This is a genomic window from Barnesiella sp. WM24 (assembly GCF_004570975.1).
In the GTDB taxonomy this organism is placed as follows: domain Bacteria; phylum Bacteroidota; class Bacteroidia; order Bacteroidales; family Muribaculaceae; genus Muribaculum.
Genome location: NZ_SPPC01000016.1, coordinates 1 through 26,186, shown reverse-complemented (window position 1 = coordinate 26,186; position 26,186 = coordinate 1). Strand labels below are relative to the sequence as shown.

Here is a 26,186-nt window from a genome sequence, read left to right as displayed (position 1 = left end):
CGTTAAAATCAATCATGAAGAGAGTATTTTTTGCTTGTCATTTAATACTGTTTTTCTACATAATCTCACCTGCGGCGGTCTACTCTCAGGAGATGCGCTGTGACACATTGCGCACCAATATCAGCTTCCGTCAGGGATACTCGATTATCGAGCCGCAGTATGCCGGTAATCGCGCGGCACTGCAGCAAGTCACCGCATGGCTTGACAGCCTTGCCGCCACGCCCGACGCTATCATGTCGCTGTCAGTAAGAGGAAGCGCCTCTCCCGAAGGATTCGCGCCAAATAACCGCCGCCTCTCCCGGAAGCGTGCGGAAAGCATAGCGCGCCACATCATCGAGTCCAATTCTGTGCCGCAGTCATCAGTAAAGGTGGAAGACTCCGACATCGACTGGGAAATGCTGCGACGCATGGTGATTGACGCCCGTCAGCCCTGGAGCGAGGAAGCAGCGGCAATCATCGCCGACACCCCGGTGTGGATATTTGATGACAACGGAAAAATCATCGACGGCAAAAAGCGCCAACTCAGCTCTTTAGGGGGGGGTAAGCCCTGGTTTTACATGTCGGAACACTTCTTTCCCGCTATGAGAAGTGCCGGCTACACCATAATCTGTCAGCGACAGGTCGCCGCTCAGGTCGATTCCGTCGCCCGAGAACCGCTTGCCGAGGCGACAGCCTCGACCGACACTGTCGCGGCAGCACCGGCAACCGAAACAATCGTCACCGCCGACACCTCCATGAATACCCTTCCTGTGAGTGCCGGCGATTCACCGATAATCGACATGACCCCGACGGCGCTGCCTCGCTTCACCGCCCTGCTGAAGACCAACATGCTCTATGACGCGGCGGCAGTCCCGAATCTGGCTGTCGAAGTGGCGATAGGCGAACACTGGTCCATAGAGGCGGGATGGATGTATGCACCGTGGAAAAGCGACAGCCGCCACCGCTCGTGGAGAGTAAGCGGCGGAGAAGCGGGCGCGAGATACTGGTTCCGCGCTCACCCAGGCGACCATTCACGCCTCAGCGGTCATCACGTAGGCATATACGGACAGATGCTCACCTACGACTTCAAGCTTGGCGGCAAAGGCTATATCGCCGACGACTGGAGCTACGGCGCCGGCATCGCCTACGGCTATTCGCTGCCCGTGGCGCGTCACCTCAACATCGATTTCACCCTTGGTGTCGGCTATCTCGGCGGCAAGTACAAGACTTACCGTCATGTTGATGACTGCGACGTGTGGCAGGCGACCTACACCCGCAACTGGTTCGGACCCACAAAAGCCGAGATTTCGCTCGTGTGGTATATTGGAGGCAACCCCGCAAGGAAAGGAGGCAAACGATGAATACACCTATGATGACAATATCACGTATCGCCGTTGCTGTCATGCTTCTCACACTATGGTCATGCATCGACAGGGATTTATGTTACGACCACACCCACATGATGGATGTCGAGGTAAAATTTGACTGGTCCAAAGATCCCGACGCCTCTCCGTCGACAATGGTGGTTCACTTCTTCTCCCCCGACGGTCGACATTACAAACGCTACGAATTTACCGATAAAAACGGTGGAAAGATACGCGTCGAGGCAGGTGAATACATGCTCCTCTTCCACAACGGTGAAATGGAATGGGTGCGCGAGCGAGGCAACTCCTGGGACTCCTACGAGCTGTACACTCTTGAGGAAGGTCTTCTGGAGCCGATGTCACGTGACATGCCCGCGCCGCCGCGTCCGTCAATCTCAGCCGATGAACCGGTGCGCTACGCTCCAGAGACCATATGGGGCGGCGCGCTTGAACAAGCCGAAGTAAAACAAGGCTCCGCTCCCGCTGTCGTGACCCTCACCCCGGAAAAGGCTACGGCAAGCTACACCGTGGAGGTAACCGACGTGAAAAATCTGAGCGAGAACCTCGACATAAGCGCCGCCATCTCCGGAATGGCGGAAAGCCACTCCCCGACAAAGAGAGCACCGGCGGGACAAAGAGTCACTATACCGCTGGCGCTCGAACGTCCCGACAACCACACTCTCACAACCCGCTTTGTCGCTTTCGGACACTGCCCGGAGAGCGAGACAAGCCACATCTTCACAATATACACCTCGGAAAAGATATATTACAACTTCGATGTCACCGACCAGGTGCATGACGCCCCCGACCCTACCGATATACATATCAGGCTTACGGGACTCACTCTGCCCACAGCCGACTCAGGCATGGCGCCATCGGTCGACGACTGGGACAATATCGACGACATACTTATAAAACTCGACTAAATCAAAATAAACAATCGAAATATATTTAACAGAGTAACAATCATGAAACAGAATGCAAAATTATCAGGCATCGCCCTGATTGCAGCCATGGGGGTTGTCTCATGCTCTACCGATGAGCTGCAGGAAATCAATGCAGGAGAAGGCATTTCCTTCACTACTCAGGTAAGCCGCGCCACGCCGCTTACTCTTGAAGGCCTTGACGGATTTTATGTCTATGCCGATGCCGCTGGCTATCCCCAGATGTTTATCAACGGCATGGAAGCGAAAAAAGATCCCTCTTCGTCATCAGGAATCTACTTGCTGGACAGTAAAGTAACCTGGCCTACAGGAGTAAACACAATTAACTTCTGGGCTTACGGTCCGCTGGCGGCAAAAGATTATCTGACTCCGAGCATAACAAATCTTTCTCAGCACCTGCAAAACTACAAGGTAGCCCAGTCAGTAGAAACAGGAGGCGCGGGACAGAATGATTTTGTTGTCACATATGCCGAAGCGGCAAAAACGCCCGGTAACCAGGTAGCATTGGAATTTCACCACGCGCTTTCTCAGATCGAGATAAAAGCCAAGCTTGGCGCCGACCTTGAAGAAGGAAGACGCGTATATGTCAAGGGAGCATGGCTCGTAAACATCAATTCGACCGCCGACCTTCAATTCCAGAAAGAAGGACTCGACGCCGACTATCATCACATGAACTGGGCAAATACAGCCAATCTCGTAAGCTACGGTTGTTCTCATTCCGCAGGAAGCTCACTTAGCCAATCCAGCGCCACCACAATCGTGGGCAACGATGGCAGCAACCAGTCAAGCCTTATGCTGATTCCCCAGAAACGAGATAAATATGCCTTCGCCAAAGCTGCTGCCGACCCCTCATCCCATGAAGGGGCGATTGCAACCGCAGAGACATCAACCGGCGCCTATATCCTTGTATTGTGTCGCGTCGAGACTTACCACAATTCTCCGGTAACTGAAGCAGGGGCTGCTGAAAACCCGGCAATCAAGGTTGAGGGCGACGGACATGTTCACCAGCTCTTCCCCTACACCTATAACGATAAGAAAGAATTCGTATATCAGGAAAATGCCTACGGCTACACCTGCGTCCCCATTGACATCGACTGGAAGCCGGGTAAGAAATATGTCTACACCCTTCAGTTCTGCGGTAGAGGCTCAGGCGCCGGACAGTATCCCCCCGCTATTCCCGACGTGCTTCCCAAGGGCGACGACATCATAACCACTCCGGAAGATGGCAAAAAGCCGGGCGACAACGTGCTTGAAAACGAGATTACCTTCAAGGTCGAAGTATCTGACTGGACCGAAGAGTCAGTAGACACCAAGATGGATTAATCACAATTACCTAAACAAGTATAGATGAACGCAACTATGTCACATCTTAAATCATCCTATATACGCTTTGCCGGCGGCATGGCGGCGCTTGTCGCCGTGTCACTGTTCTCCTCATGTGAAGATGACACCTTTGACCGCCCGTCGACAGGCGGCACAGGCATAAGCTTTGACGTGGAGGTAACAGGCGACTGGACTGCCGGCTCCCGCGCCGACAGCCAACTGGACATCAGGGAGATGACATGTGACTCCGATGCCGATCCTCTATATCTTGTCACGGAAATCTCATCCGCTGACGCCGACACCATGTCGGTGTCAGCGGCTTCCTCTTCAGCCGGACGCGCCGCGCCGGTGACCGACACTGCCGGATTCCACGACTCGTTTGGAGTGTCGGCGATGTGCTATACAGGCACCCCCGGCGATGATTTCCCACTCAACTTCGCCCACGACCTGAAGATGCACAAGTCAGGCAGCCAATGGACCCGCGAGGACGGATTGAAACTCCAGTGGGTAAATTCCGGCACACTGAAATTTTTCGCCTACTCTCCCCATTCGTCAGCATTTGACGACAGCCGCCTCATCCACTCTCCCGCAACCGACACGGGCGCGCCGGTACTGACCTACACCGTGCCCGACGATGCGAAAGACCAGACCGACATCATGACTGCTGTCACCGTCTGCGACGGAGGTCAGAAAGGTGCGGTAAGTCTTACATTCACCCATGCGCTCACCGCCGTGACCGTCAAGACAGGCGAGGCAATGCTCGGCGGCACCATCAAGAGCGTCACAATCAAAAACGTTTACGGCAAAGGGAGCCACCGCATTGGCTCCGGAACGTGGACAGCAGCAGGGACTCCACGCGATTTCACAATATCATTTGGCGACGACGGCAAGAAACTTCCGTCGGCCGACAAAGACAACAACAATTATTACACCGACAAAGACAGCGAGATCACCGGCGGCGAAATCACCATGATGATGATTCCGCAGACTCTTCCCGCCGATGCCGGAATAGATATAGAATTTACCGACGAGCTTACCGGGACCGACCGTCATCTGAAGGCTTCGCTCGCCGGAACCACATGGGGTACAGGCAAGAAGGTTGTCTACTCGCTCAACTCGACCGGAATCGTGGTCGAGCCTGTAGCCGAACTTACCGTCGACGGCAAGACCGACGCCCGGTCAATACGCGCCCATGGATTTCTTCCCGGAGAAGTCGCACTGAAGGCTTTTGCCAAAGTTGCCCAGACAGGCGCAGAGACCAAAATCATCTCGCTCCCGTTCACTTTACAGACATCGGTCGACGGAGGCAAGACATGGACGGCAAGCCAATGGCAGCCCGAGCCTGATCTGTCCGACCCGCAGGCTGCGCTCGTGAGCAAAAACGGCATCGCTCTTCCGGCTCAGTCGGTATATGAAGAGATGCTCAAAAAGATGGGAAACAACCCTGAACAAGGTACTCCCTCGTCAAGCGTCGACCTCTCGGGAGGCGGAGAGACCGCCAACTGCTACATAATCTCAGCCCCGGGCTACTACAGCCTGCCGCTTGTCTACGGCAACGCGCGAACTGCGGGCGAGTCGTCTTACAAATATTTGGGAACAAAAGAGCTGCCCAATGACGATGAGGAAAATCATCGTGTGTTACGCGATTTTGTAAATCACGAAAATGAGGTAATCACCGGAGCCAATATCACCGGAGCCACCGATGCCGTACTCATCTGGCAGGACGCTCCTGAACTCGTGACCGAGGTAAAGCTTGATGGCAATATGCTTAAATTTCACGCGCGTGCCGACCGCTTTGTGCAGGGCAATGCTGTAGTCGCCGTGCGCAACTCGGCAAAAGTGATTCTATGGAGCTGGCACATATGGGCGACCAACTATAAATGGGACGGTTCAGCCGACATCCACACAAAGTCAAGAAGCACCCTGGCAAAAGATTATTATTTTGCGCCATGTAATCTCGGCTACTGTGATCCGCACGGCGGAAATCCGGCTCGCGATATTACCCTGAGGGTAGAGTTTGAGCTGCCCGACGGAAAGACCAAAAAGAGCGTGGCTCTTCCCATAAAAATATCTCAGGATGAAATCGTAGCCTCTATCGCAGGTGACAATCCTTTCTATCAGTGGGGTCGCAAGGACCCGATGCTGCCGGGTGTGTACAACAGGGCTATTCTCGATTGGGCAAAAGGGCTACCGCATTTGCAGACAGAATATAACATGAAAAATAAGGCATATTTTGTCGATGACCCGCAATATGCCATTGCTCCCGCACAATCAGGAGTCAGCATAGGAACTTCAATCCAGAATCCTCATCAGTTTTATATGTCAAAGCGACCTAAGGTAGACAACTATGACCTGACTGCCGACTACCTCAGGCGTCACTGGCATGATGGAAGAAATACCCGATACAAGCACCATGCTATATTGAACTTCTGGGACTCGCAGATGGACGAGCAAGGAGCAGCCAACACCTTGGACAATGCAAATAACGAACGGAATGTAACCAAAACTATTTATGACCCATGTCCTCCCGGATATAAGATGCCGCCTCCAAACGCTTTTTCAATGTTCAGCAAAAAGGTAGGTACAACAAATCTCTCAGAAGCAAATGCTTATGGTTCTCTTAATGAATATGACAAAATCGAAGATGGCAGCCAAAAAATTGGCTGGAATATCGCTACCGGAGAGAATGGTTCGGGACAAAAAATATTTTTCCCCGCGACCGGTCTGCGTGACATGGGTGTAAGAGAAACAGAAGTGATAGATGGATATAATGACGGAAAGTCAAAGGAAACGACAATCACATGGCCTGCGCATGCCGACCTTACATTCATCGCGACCTCCGGTTTTACACGAAGCTCATCACAAGTTGTAACAGGATTTAGAGACGAAGAACAAACAGATCCAATCTGGGGTACCAAATGGACAAGCAGTACATTGCTTTTCTATCTTGATAACCGACTCTCTGGAAACCCGGCAATACCTCACGTTTCGTTAAACGGAGGTACAAACAACGCCTACGGCTTCACCGTACGCCCAATCCGCGAATAATCCCCATCCTATCACACAAAAACGCCATACATGCATTTCCCCGACAGGGGATAATCCGACGTGTAGCCGTGGGTTGAGCGCAGCGATACCCACGGCTAAACAAAGACTATCCCCTTTGGGGATAACACACCACGCCGAAATCCCCCACAACGCCACGCACACACACACCACACATGCAATGTAGGGGCGAGTGGAAGCTCGCCCGCGGTGCGTCCACCGATGCGTTGGGGTGATTTACAGAGCATTATCAACAACTATTCATACAGGCAGTGTAGGGGCGAGTGGAAGCTCGCCCGCGTTACGTCCGCCGATGACGTATATGTGGCGGCATCCCCGGGCGAGGATATGTTGTGTTTTCGCATGGTTTGTGTTGCGGGCGACCTTCCAGTCGCCCCTACAGCTACGCGGTGATCCCACACGCCGCTACACCAAACGCCATACATGCATTTCCCCGACAGGGGATAATCCGACGTGTAGCCGTGGGTTGAGCGCAGCGATACCCACGGACAAGCACCGATGCAAATGATGTTTCCGTCAGGAATCATCAAATTATCGGCATTGCAACATTGATTTGGCGAAACGATTGATACACGATGATGATTCCTACGGAAACATCGTAAATTCACAAAACATACCGTGGGTATCGCTACGCTCAACCCACGGCTAAACAAAGACTATCCCCTTTGGGGATAACACACCACGCCGAAATCCCCCACAACGCCACGCAAACACACACACATGCAATGTAGGGGCGAGTGGAAGCTCGCCCGCGTCACGTCCGCCGATGACGTATATGTGGCGGCATCCCCTTGCAGGGATATTCTGTGTTTTCGCATGGTTTGTGTTGCGGGCGCTGATGACGTATATTTCGCGGCATCCCCGGGCGGGGATAGACCGCGTTTTCGCTTGGTTTGTGTTGCGGGCGACCTTCCAGTCGCCCCTACAGCTACGCGGTGATCCCGCACGCCGTTACACCAAAACGCCATACATGCAATTCCCCGGCAGGGGATAATCCGACGTGTAGCCGTGGGTTGAGCGCAGCGATACCCACGGACAGGCACCGACGCAAATGATGTTTCCGTCAGGAATCATCATTTCATCGGCATTGCAACATTGATTTGGCGAAACGATTGATACTCGATGATGATTCCTACGGAAACATCGTAAATTCACAAAACATACCGTGGGTATCGCTACGCTCAACCCACGGCTAAACAAAGACTATCCCCTTTGGGGATAACACACCACGCCGAAATCTCCCACAACGCCACGCAAACACACACATGCAATGTAGGGGCGAGTGGAAGCTCGCCCGCGGTGCGTCCGCTGATGACGTATATGTGGCGGCATCCCAGGGCGGGGATATTCTGTATTTTCGCATGGTTTGTGTTGCGGGCGACCTTCCAGTCGCCCCTACAGCTACGCGATAATCCCCACGCAGTTACACCAAACGCCATACCACGCGCCATATCACGCGCCATACCACGCGCCATATCACGCGGTAATCTCCACAATACTATACAAATGCAAGGGGATTTAACAAAATTTGCGTATCTTTGCATTTGAAATATAATACCATCGAAACTTCATTATTACAATCATACATATACCATTAAAAAACATCTATCATGAGACTAACCCCCGGAATCACCGGCGTAATCATCGCCATGACCGCAGGCGCCGCCTCTCTTAATGCGGCATCCCCGGGCGAACTTGACCCGCCCTCGGTAGTGGAACAATGGAGCGACGACTCCCAAGCGACCAAAATCATCGACATCAATTTCAGCGACACCCGCTGGCCGTCGACATGGACTGCTGAGACAGGCAGAGACTGCCCCGACTTCTCGTCAGGCGGATATGTCAACGCGGTGCTTGAAGTGCCGGCAAACGGTGGCGCAGGCGACGTGACCTATCCCGTGTTGTTTCACAACTGCATGTTTGCCAACAAGACATCCTACGGCGGATATGGCGGAGCTACTGCCGCCTTCTCCCGCCAGTATTATCTCGGAGAAAAGGCTACCAACTACAACGACTGGAAACAGGCAGGTCACAAGAACTATCTTGAAGACAACATACGCTACGACAGCTCCACCGGAAAACCTATCTACGGTGAAGCGGGATTTGTGCAGATGTGCCGTGACGCCGCTGCAGAAATCGACGGCACACTCACGTCACTTCACGGATGGATGGAAATCGACCATATCCCCTACGTGGAGCGCGTGCAGTGGTCATGGTCATCGACTTCCTGGGGACGCGGAATAAAATGTGACATCAAGATCGGAGACGGCGACTGGGAACCCCTCGTATGGATGGGTTCGGAGCGCCAGAAGCAGGGATGGACGGTGTACAGCGACCAGGGATATTTCATGGAAAACGTGATTGACGCCTCCGACGTGTCGCTCCGCTGGCGTGTATGGGACGGCGAAGACATGGACAATCCCGTGCAAGGCGACGGCAACGGCGGCACAGCCTTCACCCAGGCTATCGACCCGATGGCGCAGCGACAGGCTCCGCGAGTACACAAAGTGCGCATATTCGGCAACGAAATCAGCGCCTCTGATGCCGAACACGCCCGTAACAACCCGATAGGAGATGTCGGCAAGCTATCTAATCTCGACGACTTCGAGACAGGCGGCAAAGACAACGCCCCCGACGCCGACGCTCCGCTCATGCTCCTGTCAGTGAACCCTGACGGTAGCGCCGACCACACCACCATACAGGCGGCAATCGACGCAATTCCCGACGGCTACCGCGGAATCATCTACATAGCCCCCGGCGTCTATGATGAAAACGTGTATGCCGGCACAAAAGAGAGCCACAACAAGTTTATCAGCCTCATCGGCTCCGACCCGGCGACAACCATACTTACCTCATCGGTGTCACGTGGTGCCGGCGCCTCAGGCGTGACCTTCAACGACTGCGCCGCGCTGAATGTATATGTGCCCCGCTTCTATGCCGAAAATCTTACCATCCGCAACACGAGCGGCAATGTGGGACAGGCTGAGGCGCTGTACACTGCAGGCGACGCCCACATGTTTAAGAACTGTGTGTTGAGCGGCTACCAGGACACCTACAAGGCTAACGTCGGGTCGCGTGGCTACTTTGTCGACTGTGTTGTCGAGGGAGCTGTCGACTTTATCTACGACGGCGGTCTTGAGTGGTTTGAAAACTGCGAGATACGCTGCGTGAAGGGCGGAGGCTACATCACCGCCCCGTCGTCAAGCGGCATGCCCATGACCCGCGTGCTCTTCCCCGAACTGAGCGCGGAAAGCTTCTATCCCGGCCTGTTCTTCAACAACTGCCGCGTGACAGCTGCCGACGGCGTGACAGCAGGCAGCTATGTGCTCGGACGCCCGTGGGATGAGAATTGCGGCTCGATGTTCCTCAACTGTGTGCTCGGCGACCACATTTCCGCCGCAGGATGGAGAGCCTGGAACGGCAACGAGAACTCGGCGTCATTTTATGAATACAACAGCATCAACAGCGACGGCGAACCCGCCGACCTCTCCGGTCGTGTGTCGTTTGCCCGTCAGGCATCGGATGCCGAAGTCGAGGCCTACATGAACGCGAAGTTCATGTTTGAGCGTTTCTCCGACGTGCCTTTTGACTTCAACTATATCCTCAACAGCGCCACAGCGCCCACCAATTTCACCGTCAACCGCAAAGGGTTTACGTGGGAAAGCGACGAGCTTGCAGCCGGATACCTTATATATCTTGACGGCGAACTCGTGGCAATGACCGAGACCCCGTCTTACACCACCACCGCTTCGGGCAACTACACCGTAAGCACCATTTCACGCTATGGAGTCACCTCACGCGCCGTGGAAGCCCGCGAGGCGACACGAGTGCCGGCATTCCCCACCGCCGAAGGATTTGGCAAATATGCCACCGGCGGTCGCGGCGGAAAAATCGTGAAAGTGACCTCGCTTGCCGACGACGGCTCGGAAGGCACTCTGCGCTGGGCGTTCAACCAATACAAGAACGAGCCGATCACCATCGTGTTTGAGGTAAGCGGCGACATCGCCCTGTCAAGCGAATTGCGCGTAAACCGTGCCGACTGGACCCTTGCCGGACAGACCGCCCCGGGCGAAGGAATCGTCATAACCCGCAATAAGGTCAACTTCGGAGGCTCGCAGAACTTTATCGTGAGAAACGTGCGTTTCCGCATCGGACAGAAGAATCTTGCCGGCACCATACTTGCCGATAATGCCTGCGGTGCTGAAAACTGCTCCAACTTCATCTTTGACCACTGCTCATTCGGATGGTCGGTCGAAGAAAATATGAACACAGCCGACTGCCACTTCCTGACCGTACAGTATTGCATGGTACACGAGGGTCTCTACAACGCGGGACACTCCAAGGGTGTGCGCGGCTACGGATGCCAGTGGGGAGGCTCTCCCGCCACTTACCACCACAACCTGCTTGCCCACAACCAGTCGCGTTCATGCCGCTTCAACGGTGCGCGCGGTGAAGACTATGTGGTGTTTATGGAATATGCCAACAACGTCAACTACAACTACGGCAAGGCGGGCAACTGCTACGGCGGTGAAAACACAGCCGACATCTCGTCGTACAACGGCAAGAACTCGGCCCACGAGTGTAACTTCATGAACAATTACTACCGCCCCGGCAACGCATCCAATCAGTCGCAGGTAGTATTTGTCAACTCAAGCTACGCCCGCGACGGGGCCAAGTCATGGGGACCCGCCAAGTGGTATGTCAACGGCAATGTGGCTCACGGAATCGCATCGGCTACAGCCGACAACTGGACCGCCATGCAGGCTGAAGGCTACAAGCTCGCCGACATCCGCGTAGACGAGCGCATCGTGCCGGAAAACGCCTACTACAAGTATTCGATAGCAGGAGCAGTGGGTAAATATGTACCCGCCCATTACATGCTTGAAAACATCCAGACCGCCGACGACGCATATGCGACCGTTGTGGCAAAGGCGGGATGTGTCAACCGCGACAAAGTGGAGAAGCGTGTAGCCGACGACGCTCGCACCGGCACCACCACCTTCGGCGGCAAAGCAATGGGGGCGTCTTCCGGTATCATCGACACCGAAAATGACGCTGAAGGATTTTTCGCTTATTCAACCGACTACACTGTGCCGACCGACAGTGATGGCGACGGAATGCCCGACGAATGGGAAATCGCCAACGGCTACAACCCTGACGTTGCCGACAACAACGAGCTTACCGAAAACGGATATACGGCAATCGAGGTGTATCTCGCCTATCTGATGGGGGAAGACATCAACAAGACTCCCGCCGGAATAGATAAGGTGATAACTTCAATCGGCGAAATGAAGTATGACGCCGCTACATCAACCCTCCTTATCCCGGAAGAGGCGACAGGCGCCACGGTGACAATATATTCAACCGACGGCAAGATCGTAAGCACGGCAACAGTCAATGAGACTGCAATGTCGCTCCTCGACTGTCAGGAAGGCATGCTCCTAATCTATCTGCACGGTGACTCCATGACACCGCGCGTATTGAAAATAATCCGCTGACACATACAGCGTCTATCGACCAAATGGGCTGCGTTTTGACGCGGCCCATTTTTTATTGCATGATGATTCCTACGGAAACATCGTCAATACACAAAACATACCGTGGGTATCGCTACGCTCAACCCACAGCTAAACATGGATTATCCCCAAAGGGGATAACACACCACGCCGCAACACAAGCTACCTCACATGCAATGTAGGGGCGAGTGGAAGCTCGCCCGCGTCACGTCCGCCGGTGCGTTGGGGTGATTTGCAATGCATTATTAATGATTGTCCATACAGGCAGTGTAGGGGCGAGTGGAAGCTCGCCCGCGTTGCGTCCGCTGATGACGTATATGTCGCGGCATCCCCGGGCGGGGATATTCTGTGTTTTCGCATGGTTTGTGTTGCGGGCGACCTTCCAGTCGCCCCTACAGCTACGCGGTGGTCTACAGGGCATTATCAATAACTATCCAGACAGGCAGTGTAGGGGCGAGTGGAAGCTCGCCCGCGTCACACATGCAAAATCTAAGATTGAATAGTCAGCGTTACTGTATATCTGTGCCGGAGGTAAGGAGGGTGATGGCGAAGTCAAGGACTGTGTCGATGCCGTCGACTGCCGCATGGGGGTCAAAATCAACAGCACATCCGGGCGAGGGGTCTATGCCCGCTTCCGTGGGCAATCCTTTGGCGTCAAGCACCGGGCATGCCGAAAAACGCACGCCCCACCCGTTTGGCAATTCGGAGTTAAAAGGCATACCGCTGCCGCCGCCTGTCGTGGCTCCTACGACACGACACCCGGGGATATACTGCATGATTGATACAAAATTATTTGCAGCACTGAATGTGCCGCGCCCGGCGAGTACCACCACCGGCTTGCCCCACATTATGCGCCCTTTTTCGGCGGGGTCATAATAGTAGGCGCGCGGAGCGGAAAAGTCGTCATGCCCGGGACCGGTTTTATGGGAGATATATCCGGCAAGCGTACGCCCGGTTATGAACCGCGCCACGAGTGTCTCCACGTTAGTCATGCTGCCGCCGCCGTTGTTGCGGATGTCTATGACGAGTCCGGTACATGTGTTAAGATACATCAGTATCTGGTCGAGATTGCCCTCTCCTATCGGAGAGCTGAAAGAATCATAGCGCACGTATCCTACATTTTGCGGCAGGATGCCGTAGTCGATTCCTCCTGAAGAAAGGTAATTGAAATTCAGATAATACTGCTCGACGAGCCGCGAGCTGTAATTGTCAGGATAGTCGCTCCACCATGCACGATAATAGGAGGTGTTGAACGAGGATGACAGGTTAGTGTGACCGTCGCGCAACTCGTTAAGCATGTCGGCACACACAAAAAACAGTTCTTTAGCCGTCATGTCGTCGCTGACCTTAGCCGAATAACGGTTGTGTACCTCGTTCCAGTCCACATCTTTCTCAGCGAAAAAGCAGTAATGCTCATCCATTATGGTCCACAGAGCCTCGAAGTTGCCGCGAGGGCTGTCATCCCACTCCTCGACCTTGTGGCATGAGGAAAGTGACAATATCAGGAGAATGACCGGAAATAAGGCTGCAAGTCGATTTATCATTTCAATACAGGGCGGAGATTATGCGTGCCTCGGGGCTAATGCCCTTGCCGGGGGTAAGGCTGAGCCACTCCCCCGCCACGCCGATCACGGCTGATGAATTAATGACACGCGTGGTGATATTATTGACTTTGGTTGATAACACATTGCTGCGGAACCCGACACGGAGCGTGGTCGCGCCAAAGTGCAGGTCGGCGGTGACAAGATTTTCCATGCGGAAATAGTTGCCCCACCATGCGGCATGGGCAAGCCCGGAGTCGTCGCCGAGCGAAATCTCATAAAACAGTTCGCCATACTGCGGAGAGAAAAACACTCCGGTGAGGGGTAATACAGGCTGATAACGCAGAGTAAGCGGCAGACGCCCAATGTGACAGTTCCACGCGGCATATCCGGTGACATTAACCGTCCACGCCGCCTCCACAGCCACGGGATTGTTGCCGTTACGGGTGCTGTAAAGACACCCCAGGTCAATGCCGGTGCTGCCTCCGGCGGCAAGGGTTATGCCGGCGGGCAGACGCCAGCGGTGCATCATGCCCCATGAAAATTCACCTGTCAGACGCCACATAGTGGCATTGCGTGCCGGATTGTGGGTGCGGTTCAACGTCAGTCCGGAACGTAGCTGCATCACCCACCTGTCGGGAGAAAATTTCATTGCCTGCATGCGTTCATAATTGAACGCCCCGCTCCAGCCCGAGTATTTCAGCGGAGTGAGATAGGTGTTTACAAGCTCGGCACCGCCCGCCTCAATCATGTAAGCCGAGGTCACCGGACGCAGAGGCTTAACCTCCACGCTGTCGCGCGCGACCGCGGCAAACGGCAGCATGGCGGCAAGGAGCAATATTATGCGTGACATGGCGTGTTGCATCAGAATATACGTTGCTGCCCGTTAATCTCGTCGCGCACCTCATCGTCGGAGCGTTCAGGCTCAACAGGAGTATCTTCGGCAGGCGCCTGTTCAGGCTCCTCCTCTGTCTCGTCGACAACATCAACCTCCTTTGGCTCTATCTCCACGATAGACTCGACGGCAAAAGTAGTGAGTCGCTTTCCCTTTGCCTTGCAACTCTTGACCCCGATAAACTCCGTGGCGTCAACCACGGCAGAGCCTCGGAAAGAATCGGCACCCCCGTAGGTCACCTCAACGCGACATCCCGGCTCGTCGCTCAGGATGATAAGCTGCGACTTCTCGTTTTCACCGATGAAGCTCGTGCGTTTTGCCACCGGCTCGAAGGTAAAGCGTTTCAGATAGGGATAACCCTGCTGGTCAGCGTCATAAAGCACAGCCGTCCACACATGTCCCGGACGGTATTTCTCTATGCGCAGTATATTGTCCTCATAGTGGTTGCTTGCCGCGAAGGTCGACATGTAATACTCTCCGCTTTTAAGGATGACAAGTATCTGGTCAGTGCCAAGGAACTCCCCGAGATAAGTGCCCCGCTTCTCATAGTTAAGGCGCAGGATATCGGGGTCAAACCACACTTCTCTGCCGCCGAGCGTCGACGCACCCTTCTCCTTGAGCGAGAAACGGTGAACCTCGTTTTTGGTTACGATATTGCCCTGTGCGCCCTTGCCTTTGACCCCGAGCTCGCCGAAATCGACATCAAACTGCAGAGTCTTCAGGCGCAGCTTAGGCTTCAGCGTCACTTTCACCACTTCCGCCTCACCGTTAGGATTGGCAGTAAACCACATTATTTTCGAGCCGGGCAATCCCTGGGTAAGGTCATATTCCTTGTCTCGGGTGACTCCCGTCACATAGAAGCGCTTCATGTAATATATGCCACCCTTGCCGTTCTGGTAGATTACATTATAGATTGTGCGTTCATCCTTATGCTTGAACACATTTACATACAACACGTTTTTGCCGACAAACATCTTTTCCTGCACTTTCACGACCTTGTACTTACCATCCTTGTAAAAGATGATTATATCGTCGATGTCGGAGCAGTTGCATATGTACTCGTCTTTCTTTAGCGAAGTTCCGATAAAGCCTTCCTCGCGGTTGATATAAAGCTTCTCGTTTGCCTCGGCAACGGCGGCTGCGGCAATGTTGTCGAAACTGCGTATGACAGTGCGGCGCTGATAAGGTGCGCCATACTTTTCTTTCAGTCGGGAATACCAGTCGATGGTAAATCTCACCATGTGGGCGAGATGGTCATCGATTACGGCTATGCGCTCCTTATAATTGGCAATCTGGCGGTCGGCATCCTCACTGTTGAATTTCAGGATTCGCTTCATCCTTATCTCCATCAGCTTGAGCAGGTCGTCGCGCGTAACCTCGCGCCATAGCGAAGCCTTGAACGGATCCAGACGGCGGTCGATATGGGCAAGCACATCGTCCATCGACTCACCCTGTTCAAATTCCTTGTCCTTATAGATGCGCTCCTCGATAAAGATGCGTTCAAGCGACGCGAAATGGAGCGACTCCTCGATCTCGGCGCGCTGTATCTCAAGCTCGCGGCGGAGAAGGTCGCGAGTCGTGTCGACGCTATGGCGCAGCACGTCGCTCACGCCAAGAAAATGAGGCTTGTTTTCAGAAATCACGCAACAGTTGGGCGACACGCTCAGCTCACAGTCGGTAAACGCATAAAGCGCGTCAATAGCCTTGTCGGAAGATGTTCCCGGAAGCAGATGCACAAGGATGAGCGCGCTTTCAGAGGTCATATCCTCCACCTTGCGCACCTTTATCTTACCCTTTTCAGCCGCCTTCAGGATGGAATCGGAGAGCGACCCGGTGGTCTTGCCAAACGGAATCTCGGTGATGGCGAGAGTGCGGTTGTCGACCTTCTCTATCTTGGCCCTTATTTTCACCGAGCCGCCACGCTCCCCGTCGTTGTATTTGGAGACATCGAGAAAACCACCTGTGGGGAAGTCGGGGTACAGAACAAACTCCTCTCCGTTAAGATAGGCAATCGCGGCATCTATTATCTCATTGAAGTTATGAGGCAATATCTTTGACGACAGACCGACAGCGATACCCTCCACTCCCTGCACCAGCAAAAGCGGGAACTTGGCGGGAAGCGTCACAGGCTCCGGATTTCTGCCGTCGTAGGACACAGTCCAGTCAGTCACCTTCGGGCTGTAAAGCACCTCTAGGGCGAAGTGGGAGAGTCGGGCCTCGATATACCTGCCCGCAGCCGCGGAAGCTCCGGTAAGTATATTGCCCCAGTTACCCTGGGTCTCCACAAGCAGGTCCTTCTGTCCAAGCTGCACAAGCGCGTCCTTGATGGAGGCATCACCGTGGGGGTGGTATTTCATCGTGTCGCCCACCACATTAGCCACCTTGTTGAAACGCCCGTCGTCAAGGGTGCGCATAGAGTGGAGTATGCGCCTCTGCACGGGCTTCAATCCGTCGGTGATATGTGGCACCGCACGTTCAAGTATCACATAGGAGGCGTAGTCGAGAAACCAGCTCTGGTACATGCCTCTCAACTGGTGTCTCACCACGTCGTCAGTGGTGTCAAGCGTGACCCTGCCACCCTTCTCTGATGATTCTGCGGGAAGAGAGGTGTCCTCTTCTTCACCGGGTAATGTCATATCGTCTATATCGTCGCTCATTGCCTGGATAATGATTTCATGGAACAAGGCGCAACATGCGCAATCTCTACAAAGTTAACATTTTTTTTCCGCATAATGCGACATTTCGCCCATAATTGCTATTTTTGCAACAAATACCTAAACACCTGACATCAAACTGACCCTTATGAAACATCTTGCAGCCCTACTTGCGGCAGTCACAGTGACAGGCGCCTTACAGGCACAGAATACAGACATGGCATTTCCCGCCGACATGACCTTATGGTACACGACGCCCGCAGTGCAATGGGAAGAGACCCTTCCGCTCGGCAACGGCCGACTCGGAATGATGCCCTACGGCAACCCTTTTGACGAGAAAATCGTGTTGAACGAGATAAGCATGTGGAGCGGCTCAAAGGCATGCTACGACAATCCCGCAGCCGCAAAAAGCCTCCCCGAAATACAGCGCCTGCTTGTCGAAGGCAAAAACCTTGAGGCACAGGAGCTGATGTATTCCACCTTTGTCCCGACAAAGACCACCGACCTCGGCACTTATGGAAGCTACCAGATGCTCGCCGACCTCGACATCGCCCTGTCCTATCCCGACTCGACAGTCACCGACTACATGAGATGGCTCGACCTGCAGGAAGCCACCGCCACGACCGCCTATACAATCGCGGGAGTGAGATACGTAGCCGAGTGTGCCGTGCCGCGCGGCGAGGAGGTGATGATATACCATATCAAGGCATCTCAAAAAGCGGCTGTCAACTTTACCGCCTCGCTATACAGAAAGAAACACGGGAGCCTGAGCAGCGCGGGAGCGGGAATGATCATGCTCTCCGGGATGCTCGAGAGCGGACAGCCAGGAGTAGACGGAGTAAGATATGCCGCAGTGGCGGGATGCCGCGTGGCGGGGGATAACGCCTCTGTACATTCTTCCGACTCCACAATCACAGTGAGCAACGCCGACGAGGCATATGTAATCGTCGGCGCCGCAACGAGCTACCTCAACGGAGAGATGTACAGTACCGACGCGCTCAACGATGTAAGCGCGGCAATGAAGCTTGACGACATCGAGGAGCTTCACCGGCTCGGCACGCAACGTCACCGGCAGCTGTTTGACCGGGCGACCGTGACTCTGCCCGAAGGGAAGATCGCACATCTGCCCACCAACGAGCGCATCGAGGCGTTCCGGACCGAAAGCGACCCTTCGCTCGCCGCCCTATACTACAACTACGGCAGATACCTGCTGATTTCAAGCACACGTCCCGGATGTCTGCCCCCTAATCTTCAGGGATTATGGGCAAATGACGTGGTGACACCCTGGAACGGCGACTACCACACCAATATCAACGTGCAGATGAACCACTGGGGAGCGGAGCCCGGCAACCTGTCGGAACTCCACGAGCCGCTTATAGACCTGGTGAAACGCGCCGTACCCAACGGCACACACACGGCAAAGGTGTTTTACGGTCCCGACGCCGAGGGCTGGGTAATGCACATGATGACCAACCCCTGGGAATACACCGACCCCGGCGAACATCCATCATGGGGAGCAACCAACACCGGCGGCGCGTGGCTGTGTGCCCACCTTTGGGAACATTACTTGTACACAGGCGACAAGCAATATCTTGCCGAGATATATCCCGTAATGAAAGGGGCGGCACAATTCTTCCGCTCTACGATGATTAAAGAGCCGCGCAACGGCTGGCTTGTCACAGCTCCAAGCTCGTCGCCCGAAAATACATTTTTCGCCGCCGACAGCGTGACGCCGGTAAGCGTTGTCATGGGTCCGGCAATGGACACCCAGCTCATTCGCGAGCTTTACTCCAACACAATCGAAGCCGCAGCCATCCTTGACACCGACCGGCAGTTTGCCGACTCTCTGCGACATGACCTCACCCTGCTTCCACCACATAAGACCGGGCGCGACGGCAGGCTCATGGAGTGGCTTGAAGAATACAGGGAGACCGACCCTCATCACCGTCATGTAAGCCACCTGTATGCACTGCATCCGGGCAACCAGATTTCAGTCGAATACACGCCGGAGCTTGCGGAAGCCGCGCGAAAAACCCTCGAACGCAGAGGCGACGGCGGCACAGGCTGGAGCCGCGCCTGGAAAGTCAACTTCTGGGCCCGCTTAGGCGACGGAAACCGCGCCTACAAGCTGTTCAAGGCACTTCTGGTCCCTGCCTACACCGCCGACAAGCCTCATCATGACGCAGGCACCTTCCCCAACCTGTTCTGCTCTCACCCGCCATTCCAGATGGATGGAAACTGGGGCGGCGCCGCAGGCATCGGCGAGATGCTGCTGCAAAGTCAAGACGGATTTATCAACCCGCTGCCGGCACTCCCCGACGAATGGCAGTCAGGCAGCATCCACGGATTCAAGGTGAGAGGCGGTGCGGAAGTCGACATGACCTGGGATGACGGAAAGCCCCGAAGCATGACAGTGACAGGCGGATTCACCCCTGACATCAAGATAAAAACCCCCGCCGGAGTCACCACAGTCACTGTCGACGGAAGAAAGACGGCAGCGGGCAAATACATCGAGCTACGACTTAATAAGGGAGAAAAGGCTGAAATTTTGCTTGATTAATCATTTTTCTGTATCTTTGTGACTCTAAAATTATTAATTAGGAATTATGGCACAACAGGAAGACCAATTCAAAAAAATAGTATCTCATGCCAAGGAATACGGTTTTGTATTCCAATCAAGCGAAATATATGACGGACTCTCAGCCGTTTACGACTACGGTCAGAACGGTGTTGAGATGAAAAACAATATAAAGCGTTACTGGTGGGACGCAATGACACTCCTGCACGAAAATATCGTCGGCATCGACTCGGCGATTTTCATGCACCCCACAATCTGGAAAGCGTCAGGTCATGTCGACGCGTTCAACGACCCCTTGATCGACAACAAGGACTCAAAGAAGCGTTACCGCGCCGACGTGCTTATCGAGGACGCCATCGCGAAGTTTGACGACAAAATCGAGAAAGAGGTTGAGAAAGCCCGCAAGCGTTTCGGCGACTCTTTTGACGAAGCCCTTTTCCGCGAGACCAATCCCCGCATCCTTGAGCAGAAAGCCAAGCGTGACGCGCTCCACGAGCGTTTTGCAAAAGCGATGAATGACGGTGACCTCAACGAGCTTCGCCAGATTATCATCGACCAGGAAATCGTAGACCCTATTTCCGGCACAAAGAACTGGACAGAGGTGCGTCAGTTCAACCTCATGTTCCGCACCGAGATGGGCTCTACCGCCGACGGCGCGATGACCGTATATCTCCGTCCCGAGACCGCACAGGGTATCTTCGTCAACTACCTCAACGTGCAGAAGACAGGCCGCATGCGCATACCCTTCGGTATCGCACAGATAGGAAAAGCATTCCGCAACGAGATTGTGGCTCGTCAGTTTATCTTCCGCATGCGCGAGTTCGAGCAGATGGAAATGCAATTTTTCGTACGCCCCGGACAGGAACTCGAATGGTTCAAGAGCTGGAAAGAGACTCGCCTGAAATGGCACAAGGCTCTTGGTCTCGGCGATCAGAAATACCGCTATCATGACCACGAGAAGCTTGCCCACTACGCCAATGCCGCTACCGACATCGAGTTTGAGATGCCGTTTGGCTTCAAGGAAGTGGAGGGTATCCATTCACGCACCAATTTTGACCTCTCCCAGCATGAGAAATTCTCAGGCAAGAAGATTCAATATTTCGACCCGGAGCTTAACGAAAGCTATACCCCTTACGTAATCGAGACTTCGATCGGTGTTGACCGCATGTTCCTGTCAGTGCTCTGCTCAAGCTACGAAGAGCAAGCGCTTGAAGGAGGCGACACCCGCGTTGTGCTCCACCTTCCGCCGGCACTTGCGCCCGTGAAGTGTGCCGTCATGCCTCTTGTACGCAAGGACGGTCTGCCCGAAAAGGCTCGTGAGATAGTCAACGACCTCAAGTTTGACTTCCCGACCCACTACGAGGAAAAAGACTCTATCGGCAAGCGCTACCGCCGCCAGGATGCAATCGGCACCCCCTTCTGCGTGACAGTCGACCACCAGACACTGGAGGACAACACCGTCACTCTGCGCGAGCGTGACTCTATGGAGCAGAAGCGTGTCAACATAAGCGAGCTGCACCGTCTCATCCACGACACGGTAAGCATCAACTCTCTTCTGCGCAAACTCGGATAAACTCACTATCTTAATCATTGATTATTATGAAACTTAATCGACTTTTCTCGTTGCTGGCAGGCATCATATGCCTTGCAAGCCTCTCTTCATGCAACTATAACTCTCTGGTTGAAAAGCAGCAGACTGTCGACCAGAACTGGGCGGAAGTTGAAAACCAGTATCAGCGCCGCGCCGACCTCATCCCCAACCTCGTGGCAACCGTCAAAGGCTATGCCGCCCACGAGGAAAACACCTTCACAAAGGTGACAGAGGCTCGCAGCAAAGCTACATCAATCAACATCTCCGCCGAAGATCTCAACGAAGAGACTCTCGCGAAGTTTCAGGAGGCTCAGAACCAGCTTACAGGAGCGCTGAAGTCGCTGCTTGCCGTGAGCGAGGCTTATCCCGACCTGAAAGCCAACGAGAATTTCCGTGACCTGCAGGTGCAGCTTGAAGGCACAGAAAACCGCATCACCGTGGCGCGTGGTCGCTACACGGAAGCGGTGAAAGATTACAACACTTCAATCAAAAAGTTCCCGACCACGATTTATGCCGGATGGTTTGGCTTCACCCCCAAGCCTCAGTTCAAGGCTGCGGCAGGCGCTGAGTCAGCTCCGAAGGTCGAGTTCTAAACTATATTTTAATGAGAAAATTACCATTACTGTTTACTCTTGGCGTTATCATCGCAGTGGTTGTCTCGGCATGCAGCAAAGACACCACGTGGGATGACTATGCCGAATGGCGTAATGCCAACAACTCCTGGCTTGACGACTGTCAGGAAAAGACCAATCCCGACGGCACGCCTTACTACACACTCCTGCGTCCAGGATATGACAAAGGTCAATATGTCCTCGCCCACTGGTTTAACGACCGAAGCGAGACAGCCGGCAACCTGAGCCCCTACTGGACCTCAACGGTCGATGTGAAATACATCGGACGCTACTATACCGATGTGGCATTTGACTCAAGCTACCTGCTGAAAGAGTCTTACGGCGACTCGATATTCCGCACAGGGCTTTCAAGTGTCATAAGCGGTTGGGGCATTGTATTGCAGGAGATGCATGTAGGCGACTCTGTGGAAGTGCTGATTCCTTACCAGTCGGCCTATGGTGCTACCGGATATGGCAGCATACCTCCTTACAGCAATCTTAAATTCAATATAAAACTTGTCAATATCCCCAACTGGGAGACAAAACAATAATCAACCCTTATCACCAATCTCTTATGTGTGGAATAGTAGGATATATAGGAAACCAACAGGCTTACCCGATTCTGATAAAGGGACTTCACCGTCTTGAATACCGTGGCTATGACAGTGCCGGAGTCGCGCTAATCTCCGACACCAACAACCTGAACATCTACAAGTCGCGCGGAAAAGTAAATGACCTTGAAAACTTCTGCGAGTCGAAAGATGTGACAGGTAGAATCGGTATTGCACACACACGCTGGGCTACCCACGGTGAGCCAAACGACGTAAATGCCCACCCGCATTACAGCTCAAACGGCAAAATCGCGATTGTCCACAACGGCACAATCGAGAATTATAATGTATTGAAAATGGCTCTTGAGAAGCATGGCTGCACTTTCCGTAGCGAAACCGACACGGAAGTCGTGGTCAAGCTTATAGAGTATATCCAGGAGACCAACGGATGTTCGACCCTTGAAGCGATGAGAGAAGCGCTCAACCAGGTAGTGGGAGCTTATGCGATTGCAGTCATCGACATCGACAATCCCGACACAATACTTGCGGCAAGGAAAAGCTCGCCGCTTGTAATCGGTATCGGCGATGACGAGACACTGATTGCATCTGACGCCACTCCGATTATCGAATACACCAACAAGGTGGTCTATCTTCGTGACGATGAAATAGCTATCATAAAGCGTGGCGAAGAACTGCGTGTAATAACCAATGACAATGAGTCATCGTCAATCGACGTGCAGACTCTTAACATGTCAGTGTCACAGCTTGAAAAAGGCGGCTACGCCCATTTCATGCTTAAAGAGATTTTTGAACAGCCCAACTCTATCCACGACTGCATAAGAGGCAGAATCGTGAACAACGGGACTGAAATCAAGCTCGCGGGAATCATCGACCACACCGACCGCTTCGTCAACGCCTCGCGCATAATAATCGTGGCATGTGGCACTTCATGGCATGCCGGACTTATCGGGGCACGACTCTTCGAGACAATAGCACGCATACCGACCCAGGTCGAGTATGCCAGCGAGTTCCGCTACAGCAATCCGGTGATAACACCGCAGGATATCGTAATAGCTATCTCCCAGTCAGGAGAGACAGCCGACACTCTGGCGGCAATAAAGCTCGCCAAAGAAAAAGGAGCGTTTGTCTATGGTGTGTGCAATGCCGTAAGCTCTTCAATAGCCCGCGAGACCGACACAGGCACCTACATCCACGTAGGACCGGAGATAGGCGTCGCCTCTACCAAAGCTTTTACCGGACAGGTGACCGTGCTTACGATGCTCGCGCTTGCTGTGGGACAGATACGCCGCACCATCTCGCAGAAGGAGCTTGCCGAAGTAGCGCAATCGCTCCAGAATCTGCCCGACCTTATCAAAGAGACCCTGTCACTTAATGACGAGATAGAGCGACTGTCACAGATATTCACCTATGCCCATAACTTCCTCTATCTCGGAAGAGGCTACAATTATCCGTCGGCACTGGAAGGCGCCCTGAAACTAAAGGAAATCAGCTATATCCATGCCGAAGGCTATCCTGCCGCAGAGATGAAGCACGGACCTATTGCACTCATCGACCACGAGATGCCCACTGTGGTTATCGCTCCCACCGATGAGCTGCACGAAAAAATCATCTCCAACATCCAGCAAGTAAAAGCTCGCGGAGGTTCGGTAATAGCTATCGTGACCCGTGGCGACACAACTATTCCTGAAATCGCTGATTTCACTCTGGAGATTCCCCCGGTGCCGGAATGTCTGTCACCCATCATCGTCTCAATCCCGCTGCAGCTCCTTGCCTATCATATCGCAGTAATGAAAGGATGCAACGTGGACATGCCGCGTAACCTCGCCAAGTCAGTAACTGTAGAATAAGACTACAATCCAATCATAGTGTAGAGACAGCCGCCCGCGGTTGTCTCTACATTTTTATATACCTTTATATAATATGGCACAAAAAAGAGGCTGTGTCGTAATGACACAGCCTCATCCGATAGTCATTTTCGGTTTCGTAGAGTTATAACAACCACCTCTATGAGATATGATGTTTTCTTCATAAGTCGTTAGAAACTATGATGTTTGTATCAAAATTAAAATGTATCATTATAATCAAATAAAAAGACTATAATGATACATTATTTTGTTTCAGTTTAATCTAAAAGATTATACTAAATTATTATTGTTGATGTACCGCATGAGCATCTTGTTTTGCTATTTTGATGTAAATAGGCATATTATTATCATGGGGCGTATCTTCTTCAAGTCTTATTGTATAAAAGACATAACCGTCTATCCCATATTTTTCAAACCATTTTCGTGGTTCAACACCAGAATCTCGCAAACCGCAAAACCAAGTACCTCCTTGAAATGGAATACCAGTAGAATAAGCCATAATAGGAATGTCAGGACTATCTCCAGGAGTAAATGTTTCCAATAAAATTTTCATATTGTCTATACGTACCGTGTCATTAAATATAATATGGTTAAAATTGGCAGGATAGAAACAAGAAATACGAAGGCTGTCTTTTCCATAAGGGACTGCCATAAAATCTAAAGTTTCAACACTATCAACAAGTATAAAATGAACAAAGTCTGCAAGCAATTCACGTTCTACAAACGTTCCTTTGTCGCAGATAACTTTTTTTATTTTGGCTCGTTTTCCATTAAAATCTCCTTTTATGGTCAAACGAGAATGTTTTACATTTTGCATATCAAAGTATTGTTGCATAAGTTCAGGTAATGAACTAATTTTATTTTCATACTCAACTTTGATTTGTTGTGCTTGTGCTAACATTGTAGTTAAAGCTAATAGTACTGTAAAAATAATTTTCTTTTTCATATCAATGAAATTTTTTATTTTTATTCAGTTAATATCCTATTTAATTCTTCTTTACTATTAAACTGATAGATTTTTCCTTTAATCTTGATGTAACCTTCTACCGTATCATAATCTATCGGGTCGAACAGGCTTTTGATGGATACCCCTAAAGCGGTAGCCATTTTTTCAATGGTATCAAGTCGGGCATTACCATACATTGCTCTGTTCAATGAAGCAGGGTCAACACCCATTTCAGAAGCAAGGTCTTTCAGTTGCTTCTTTTGCTCCTTACATAGTCTCTTTACGTTTTCGGCTAATACTTTCTCCATAAATCCATTCTTTGATACAAAGCTAATGATTTTGTTTTAATTATCAAATATTTTATCAATCGTTTATATTTTAATCAATCCTGATTTGCAGGACAATTCCTGCTTATGTATATTTGTAGTGTAATAAATGATATATCAAACAATTATGATAAAGACGGTAATTTTCGCAAGAGTTAGTACAAGCATTCAAGAGTACAGGAGCTTGCCGAAGTAGCGCAATCGCTCCAGAATCTGCCCGACCTTATCAAAGAGACCCTGTCGCTTAATGACGAGATAGAGCGACTGTCACAGATATTCACCTATGCTCATAACTTCCTCTATCTCGGAAGAGGCTACAATTATCCGTCGGCACTGGAAGGCGCCCTGAAACTAAAGGAAATCAGCTATATCCATGCCGAAGGCTATCCTGCCGCAGAGATGAAGCACGGACCTA

Annotated in this window: 16 protein-coding genes and 1 pseudogene; 11 read left to right on the top strand and 6 right to left on the bottom strand. The window is 52.4% G+C overall.

The features are described 5' to 3' along the window. Window positions 1–14 precede the first annotated feature (14 nt). From E4T81_RS14340 to E4T81_RS14325, 4 genes are read left to right on the top strand one after another with little or no spacing between them, the layout of a single operon-like run. Window positions 15–1,340, top strand: a complete 1,326-nt coding sequence (locus E4T81_RS14340) for a DUF3575 domain-containing protein (RefSeq protein WP_135045797.1) — start codon at window positions 15–17, stop codon at window positions 1,338–1,340. Window positions 1,341–1,348: 8 nt separating this feature from the next. Beyond that, window positions 1,349–2,269 carry a DUF5119 domain-containing protein gene (locus E4T81_RS14335; RefSeq protein WP_167761968.1) on the top strand — a complete coding sequence of 307 codons (921 nt, stop codon included), beginning with the start codon at window positions 1,349–1,351 and terminating at the stop codon, window positions 2,267–2,269. Between the two features lie 42 nt (window positions 2,270–2,311). Next, a complete protein-coding gene (locus E4T81_RS14330; protein WP_135045793.1) occupies window positions 2,312–3,610 on the top strand; it encodes a fimbrillin family protein in 1,299 nt (432 codons plus the stop codon). Window positions 3,611–3,646: 36 nt separating this feature from the next. Beyond that, window positions 3,647–6,658 (top strand): fimbrillin family protein, encoded by a 3,012-nt coding sequence (locus E4T81_RS14325; RefSeq protein ID WP_167761966.1) that lies wholly within the window; start codon window positions 3,647–3,649, stop codon window positions 6,656–6,658. Between the two features lie 1,199 nt (window positions 6,659–7,857). Here E4T81_RS14325 and E4T81_RS14320 read toward each other — a convergent pair. Continuing rightward, the gene (locus tag E4T81_RS14320) at window positions 7,858–8,172 is read right to left on the bottom strand and encodes a hypothetical protein (RefSeq protein ID WP_209308210.1); all 315 of its coding nucleotides are present in this window, start codon (window positions 8,170–8,172) and stop codon (window positions 7,858–7,860) included. A 114-nt stretch (window positions 8,173–8,286) separates the two neighbouring features. Between E4T81_RS14320 and E4T81_RS14315 the strand changes: the two genes are divergently transcribed. Further along, window positions 8,287–12,174, top strand: coding sequence for a pectinesterase family protein (locus E4T81_RS14315; RefSeq protein ID WP_135045787.1), 3,888 nt, complete (start codon window positions 8,287–8,289; stop codon window positions 12,172–12,174). A 527-nt stretch (window positions 12,175–12,701) separates the two neighbouring features. Here the strand turns inward: E4T81_RS14315 and E4T81_RS14310 are convergent. The 3 genes from E4T81_RS14310 to E4T81_RS14300 are packed head-to-tail and all read right to left on the bottom strand — an operon-like array spanning window position 12,702 to window position 17,285. Further along, window positions 12,702–13,736: a S41 family peptidase gene (locus E4T81_RS14310; protein ID WP_135045785.1), complete on the bottom strand. Its 1,035-nt coding sequence runs from the start codon at window positions 13,734–13,736 to the stop codon at window positions 12,702–12,704. 1 nt (window position 13,737) lies between these two features. Then, window positions 13,738–14,586 (bottom strand): DUF3316 domain-containing protein, encoded by an 849-nt coding sequence (locus tag E4T81_RS14305; protein WP_167761964.1) that lies wholly within the window; start codon window positions 14,584–14,586, stop codon window positions 13,738–13,740. Between the two features lie 11 nt (window positions 14,587–14,597). Beyond that, on the bottom strand, window positions 14,598–17,285 hold the full coding sequence (locus E4T81_RS14300; RefSeq protein WP_135045781.1) for a DNA gyrase/topoisomerase IV subunit A: 2,688 nt from the start codon (window positions 17,283–17,285) through the stop codon (window positions 14,598–14,600). 145 nt (window positions 17,286–17,430) lie between these two features. Here E4T81_RS14300 and E4T81_RS14295 point away from each other — a divergent pair, with 145 nt between their 5' ends. The 5 genes from E4T81_RS14295 to glmS are packed head-to-tail and all read left to right on the top strand — an operon-like array spanning window position 17,431 to window position 24,481. Beyond that, window positions 17,431–19,842, top strand: a complete 2,412-nt coding sequence (locus tag E4T81_RS14295; protein ID WP_135045779.1) for a glycoside hydrolase N-terminal domain-containing protein — start codon at window positions 17,431–17,433, stop codon at window positions 19,840–19,842. Between the two features lie 46 nt (window positions 19,843–19,888). Continuing rightward, window positions 19,889–21,433: a glycine--tRNA ligase gene (locus E4T81_RS14290; protein WP_135045777.1), complete on the top strand. Its 1,545-nt coding sequence runs from the start codon at window positions 19,889–19,891 to the stop codon at window positions 21,431–21,433. 26 nt (window positions 21,434–21,459) lie between these two features. Continuing rightward, window positions 21,460–22,044, top strand: coding sequence for a LemA family protein (locus E4T81_RS14285; protein WP_135045775.1), 585 nt, complete (start codon window positions 21,460–21,462; stop codon window positions 22,042–22,044). A gap of 11 nt (window positions 22,045–22,055) precedes the next feature. After that, the gene (locus tag E4T81_RS14280) at window positions 22,056–22,613 is read left to right on the top strand and encodes an FKBP-type peptidyl-prolyl cis-trans isomerase (protein ID WP_135045773.1); all 558 of its coding nucleotides are present in this window, start codon (window positions 22,056–22,058) and stop codon (window positions 22,611–22,613) included. Window positions 22,614–22,636: 23 nt separating this feature from the next. Then, window positions 22,637–24,481 (top strand): glutamine--fructose-6-phosphate transaminase (isomerizing), encoded by a 1,845-nt coding sequence (gene glmS, locus E4T81_RS14275; RefSeq protein WP_135045771.1) that lies wholly within the window; start codon window positions 22,637–22,639, stop codon window positions 24,479–24,481. A 301-nt stretch (window positions 24,482–24,782) separates the two neighbouring features. Here glmS and E4T81_RS14270 read toward each other — a convergent pair whose 3' ends face one another. Together E4T81_RS14270 and E4T81_RS14265 are read right to left on the bottom strand one after the other, a co-directional pair. Next, a complete protein-coding gene (locus tag E4T81_RS14270) occupies window positions 24,783–25,445 on the bottom strand; it encodes a hypothetical protein (RefSeq protein WP_135045769.1) in 663 nt (220 codons plus the stop codon). Between the two features lie 20 nt (window positions 25,446–25,465). Continuing rightward, on the bottom strand, window positions 25,466–25,753 hold the full coding sequence (locus E4T81_RS14265) for a helix-turn-helix domain-containing protein (protein ID WP_135045767.1): 288 nt from the start codon (window positions 25,751–25,753) through the stop codon (window positions 25,466–25,468). Between the two features lie 240 nt (window positions 25,754–25,993). Between E4T81_RS14265 and E4T81_RS14260 the strand changes: the two are divergent. After that, window positions 25,994–26,186, top strand: a pseudogene (locus E4T81_RS14260) (SIS domain-containing protein); the annotation flags it as partial.

Excerpts from the sequence above, each read along its gene's own strand:
- E4T81_RS14310 (WP_135045785.1), bottom strand. The coding sequence starts at position 13,736 with ATGATAAATCGACTTGCAGCCTTATTTCCGGTCATTCTCCTGATATTG.
- E4T81_RS14325 (WP_167761966.1), top strand. The coding sequence starts at position 3,647 with ATGTCACATCTTAAATCATCCTATATACGCTTTGCCGGCGGCATGGCG.
- E4T81_RS14285 (WP_135045775.1), top strand. The coding sequence starts at position 21,460 with ATGAAACTTAATCGACTTTTCTCGTTGCTGGCAGGCATCATATGCCTT.
- E4T81_RS14315 (WP_135045787.1), top strand. The coding sequence starts at position 8,287 with ATGAGACTAACCCCCGGAATCACCGGCGTAATCATCGCCATGACCGCA.
- E4T81_RS14280 (WP_135045773.1), top strand. The coding sequence starts at position 22,056 with ATGAGAAAATTACCATTACTGTTTACTCTTGGCGTTATCATCGCAGTG.
- E4T81_RS14290 (WP_135045777.1), top strand. The coding sequence starts at position 19,889 with ATGGCACAACAGGAAGACCAATTCAAAAAAATAGTATCTCATGCCAAG.
- E4T81_RS14335 (WP_167761968.1), top strand. The coding sequence starts at position 1,349 with ATGATGACAATATCACGTATCGCCGTTGCTGTCATGCTTCTCACACTA.
- E4T81_RS14265 (WP_135045767.1), bottom strand. The coding sequence starts at position 25,753 with ATGGAGAAAGTATTAGCCGAAAACGTAAAGAGACTATGTAAGGAGCAA.
- E4T81_RS14340 (WP_135045797.1), top strand. The coding sequence starts at position 15 with ATGAAGAGAGTATTTTTTGCTTGTCATTTAATACTGTTTTTCTACATA.
- E4T81_RS14305 (WP_167761964.1), bottom strand. The coding sequence starts at position 14,586 with ATGTCACGCATAATATTGCTCCTTGCCGCCATGCTGCCGTTTGCCGCG.
- E4T81_RS14330 (WP_135045793.1), top strand. The coding sequence starts at position 2,312 with ATGAAACAGAATGCAAAATTATCAGGCATCGCCCTGATTGCAGCCATG.
- E4T81_RS14295 (WP_135045779.1), top strand. The coding sequence starts at position 17,431 with ATGAAACATCTTGCAGCCCTACTTGCGGCAGTCACAGTGACAGGCGCC.
- E4T81_RS14300 (WP_135045781.1), bottom strand. The coding sequence starts at position 17,285 with ATGAGCGACGATATAGACGATATGACATTACCCGGTGAAGAAGAGGAC.
- glmS (WP_135045771.1), top strand. The coding sequence starts at position 22,637 with ATGTGTGGAATAGTAGGATATATAGGAAACCAACAGGCTTACCCGATT.
- E4T81_RS14270 (WP_135045769.1), bottom strand. The coding sequence starts at position 25,445 with ATGAAAAAGAAAATTATTTTTACAGTACTATTAGCTTTAACTACAATG.